This is a genomic window from Siminovitchia fortis, from assembly GCF_003605365.2.
Taxonomy (GTDB): Bacteria; Bacillota; Bacilli; order Bacillales; family Bacillaceae_C; genus Siminovitchia; species Siminovitchia fortis.
In genome coordinates, this window is sequence record NZ_QYTU02000074.1 from 1 (window position 1) to 3,948 (window position 3,948).

3 protein-coding genes and 2 tRNA genes are annotated in these 3,948 nt (G+C 43.1%); 2 read left to right on the plus strand and 3 right to left on the minus strand.

The annotated features are described in order from the left end of the window. The first annotated feature begins 173 nt into the window (after positions 1-173). The gene (locus D4N35_RS17520) at positions 174-1,502 is read left to right on the plus strand and encodes a Na+/H+ antiporter family protein (protein WP_120075969.1); all 1,329 of its coding nucleotides are present in this window, start codon (positions 174-176) and stop codon (positions 1,500-1,502) included. 132 nt (positions 1,503-1,634) lie between these two features. Then, the gene (locus tag D4N35_RS17525) at positions 1,635-2,831 is read left to right on the plus strand and encodes an MFS transporter (RefSeq protein WP_120075972.1); all 1,197 of its coding nucleotides are present in this window, start codon (positions 1,635-1,637) and stop codon (positions 2,829-2,831) included. A 179-nt stretch (positions 2,832-3,010) separates the two neighbouring features. On the opposite strand, the gene D4N35_RS17530 is transcribed toward D4N35_RS17525, so the two are convergent. The 3 genes from D4N35_RS17530 to D4N35_RS17540 form a co-directional block, all read right to left on the minus strand. Continuing rightward, complete coding sequence (locus D4N35_RS17530) at positions 3,011-3,580, minus strand: DUF6241 domain-containing protein (RefSeq protein ID WP_120075971.1); 570 nt, start codon at positions 3,578-3,580, stop codon at positions 3,011-3,013. 129 nt (positions 3,581-3,709) lie between these two features. Continuing rightward, positions 3,710-3,793: transfer RNA gene (locus D4N35_RS17535), tRNA-Leu, on the minus strand. A 13-nt stretch (positions 3,794-3,806) separates the two neighbouring features. Next, positions 3,807-3,880, minus strand: a tRNA-Cys gene (locus D4N35_RS17540). Positions 3,881-3,948 lie beyond the last annotated feature (68 nt).

The following is a 3,948-nucleotide window of genomic DNA, read 5'->3' on the forward strand; positions in this document are numbered from 1 at the left end:
TTACTTTCGTAATTCAGGATAATTTTTGTCAATATAATCTAATTTTTTAGTTTCATTTTATCTGCAAACTAGACCGCCCGCAAAACTAATCCTTTCTGCAATTCACCGTTGACATTTTCACCAGTCAAATGGATGATAGAGTATGGAATTAAATAATAGAAAGAGGTTAACTCATGCTGACTAATGCTGTTATCATCAGTGTAATTGTTATGGTTGCATTAAGCCTTCTTCGCGTGAATGTCTTATTTGCAATCCTCATCTCCTCCCTGACTGCGGGCCTCGTATCAGGAATGAATTTCTCTGATTCTGTGAATCTGATGGTTTCGGGAATGGGCGGCCAAGCCAACACAGCACTCAGCTATATTTTGCTCGGGATTTTTGCTGTCATGATCGGCCTATCAGGCATAACGACACTTTTGGTCAATCAAATGCTGAAAATCTTTACAGGAAAAAAAACGATGCTTGCACTGGCGATTGCGGGAATTGCCTGTTTATCACAAAATGCCGTTCCTGTTCACATCGCATTTATCCCTATTTTAATCCCGCCGCTTCTAGGATTGTTTGACCGCCTTAAATTGGACAGGAGGGCTGTCGCTTCCGCATTAACATTTGGCTTGAAGGCTCCATACATCATGATTCCTGCCGGTTTCGGATTGATTTTCCACGGAATCATCCGCGATGAAATGATTTCCAACGGTATGAATATTTCATTGAGTGACGTAAATCTGTCCATGCTGATTCCCGGATCAGGCATGATTGTAGGCTTATTGATTGCCATTTTTATTTCCTACAGAAAAGATCGTGTCTCGAAACCGGCCATACAGACGCCTCCTGCGGAACTCGACATGGCTGAAGGCATTACGGACGAACCTGCTCCGGCTGCTTGGAAAATGGAGCATACCTTTACGATAATCGCTATCATTGCAGCCTTAGTCGTTCAATTAGTGTCTAAGTCTCTCGTTCTGGGCGCTTTGACGGGTATCATCCTTTTATTCATTACAAGAGTCGTTAAATTTCATGATGGAGATAAAGTTGTCCAAGAAGGTATCGGCATGATGGGAATGATTGCGTTTGTTATGCTCGTAGCTTCCGGTTATGCAACTGTCTTGAAGGAAACGGGTTCTGTAACTGAGCTTGTGGAGAATACGACAGGCCTTGTAGGGAACTCTCCAATGCTGCTTGCTTTTTTCATGCTGCTCGTCGGATTGATCATTACAATGGGAATCGGATCGTCCTTCGGTACAATCCCGATTCTGGCAGCCCTTTATGTACCGCTTTGTGCAGCTGCCGGCCTTTCCCCGCTTGCAACGGCTGCCTTGATCGGAACGGCCGGGGCGCTCGGTGATGCGGGGTCCCCTGCCTCCGACAGCACGCTCGGTCCGACTGCAGGATTGAATGCCGACGGACGCCACCATCATATTTGGGACACTTGCGTACCAACATTCCTTCATTATAATATTCCGCTTTTCATATTCGGAATGATTGCAGCTTTCGTATTATAAGTTACTGGCCGCCGGGCAAACCGGCGGCTGTTTTATTTTAAAAAATTTAGAAAAGCTTATTGACTTTTTCCTCCGTGTATTGTTACATTAAGAAGCTATGTTTTTATTAGAAAAAGAAAAGAGGGGATTATGGTGCAGCCTGATCAAAAAAGAAAATTGTTTGTTTTGATGGTCAACATGTTTATTGCTATTGGGAGTTTCGGGATCATCATTCCGATTATGCCTGCCTATTTAGTGTCCATCGGCCAAGGTGGAACGGCTGCCGGGCTGATGATTGCCATTTTTGCAGGCGCGCAATTCATCATGTCCCCGATTGCAGGTAAATGGACCGACCAATACGGAAGGAGAAAAATGATCATTTATGGATTGAGCGGATTGGCACTTTCCATGTTCATCTTTTATTTTTCCAATTCGGTTGGTATCTTATATTTTTCGCGCGTTATCGGAGGAATTGGGGCCGCCCTGTTGATTCCGGCCATATTCGCTTATGTAGCTGATATCACCACCCTCGAGCAGCGTGCAAAAGGAAACAGCTATATCTCAGCTGCGATGTCACTTGGTATTGTGATCGGTCCCGGTGTCGGGGGTTTTTTAGCGGACTACGGGCTGAAAATGCCGCTTCTTGTATCCGCGATTGTGAGTGTGGCGGCTGTTGTTTTTTCTATTATTGTACTAAAAGAAAGTAAAGATGATGGAACGACAATCGATGGGGTCGCGGACGATCCCATGGTTAAAAAACTGGTGCAGTCTGTCCACAAACCCTATTTTATTCCGCTGATCATCGTACTTGTCATGAGCTTCGGGCTGATGGCTTATGAATCGATTATCGGTCTTTATCTTGATAATGCTTTTAAAGCGACACCGCAGGAAATAGCGGTCATGGTAACTGTTTCAGGCATTATCAGCGTCATCGTGCAGCTTTTTGTGGTCGATCGCCTTGTTTCCCGTTTAGGCGAAGGTAAAGTGATGAATATTTTCTTGGGGGTTTCGGCTGCCGGATTTTTATTTTCAATCTTTGCATCAAGCTATGTTCTCTTTTTCGTTGTGACACTGATCATTTTCATGGCAACGTCCATTTTAAGGCCTGTTCTGAATACGCTGATTTCGAAATTAGCCGCGAATGAGCAAGGCTTCGCTATGGGAATGAACAATTCCTATATGAGTATCGGGAATGTTCTTGGACCGCTTTGTGCAGGCATGATGTATGATATCCACATGATTTATCCGTTTTTGCTTGGATTGGTTGTCCTTGTTTTGACGTTGTTTGTGTCGGCGGCTTGGCAGAGAAGACAAAAACCGCTTAAAAAAAAACCAGTATTAATGAAGTAGTGTCTTAATCTGAATAACCAGGAATTCCTGGTATTCAGATTTTTATTTTCTAGCCCTGATCTGGAACTTCATTCTTTATAATATGTAGATTCAATACAGCCAATATGACTTACAAATATAAAAGAAAAATGTACCAATGGAAAGGAAAATCACGTCTTCCCGGTACATTTTTTCATCTCTCAATTATTTTGTTCAAAAAACTGCTGAATATAATCCTGCTCTTCAATCCTGGTTTTTTCAGTGACTTCCCCGCCGTCATATTTTCCATACGGCCTGGAAGTAAGACTCAAAAGGAATTCCACTTCATCGGTAATGTTGTCAAAATTCCCTTCGAGCCACCTATTTATAATACTTTCGTACGAAAAGGTCCCATTCTTTGTATTCCTTGAAATATCTATAGAATCAGCCTGTTGTTTAATATAATATATATTGCCTTTCGTCATTTGAATTCGGCCAGTCGAATCAGAAGTAAACTTATCCCCTTCGATATTAACTTTTTGAAGGGACATTTCGACCATTCTCATGATCAGGGTCAATTCATCAGATATTTCCCCGATATCTTTTTGAGCTGTCATTCTTTCCTCATTAGTAGCTATATATTTAACCGGCGCTGTCATTTCCAGGCTGGATGCATCCTCTTTACTCGTAATGGCATCAGTTTGATTTTCACTATTGGATGTGAAAGCAAAATAAACACCTAAAGGAATTGCTGCCAGTCCTGCAATGCTGAACGCGATATTCTTTTTCATGTATATTTCCCCCAATTTTACTTTATATCCCTCAGCAATTTCGGAAAAAGTAAGCTTTTCCTCCGAATATTTGTATGTCTCTTTGTGGCAAAGAAAAAGACTCTCAACCGATTGTTGAAAGTCTTATGATACCTGAGGTGGGATTCGAACCCACAAGCCCGTGAGGGCATTGGATTTTGAGTCCAACGTGTATGCCAGTTCCACCACTCAGGCATGGTATAAAAGATGGAGGCGGCAACCGGATTCGAACCGGTGGTAAGGGTGTTGCAGACCCGTGCCTTACCACTTGGCTATGCCGCCAAAATGTTGGAGCGGAAGACGGGGTTCGAACCCGCGACCCCCACCTTGGCAAGGTGGTGTTCTACCAC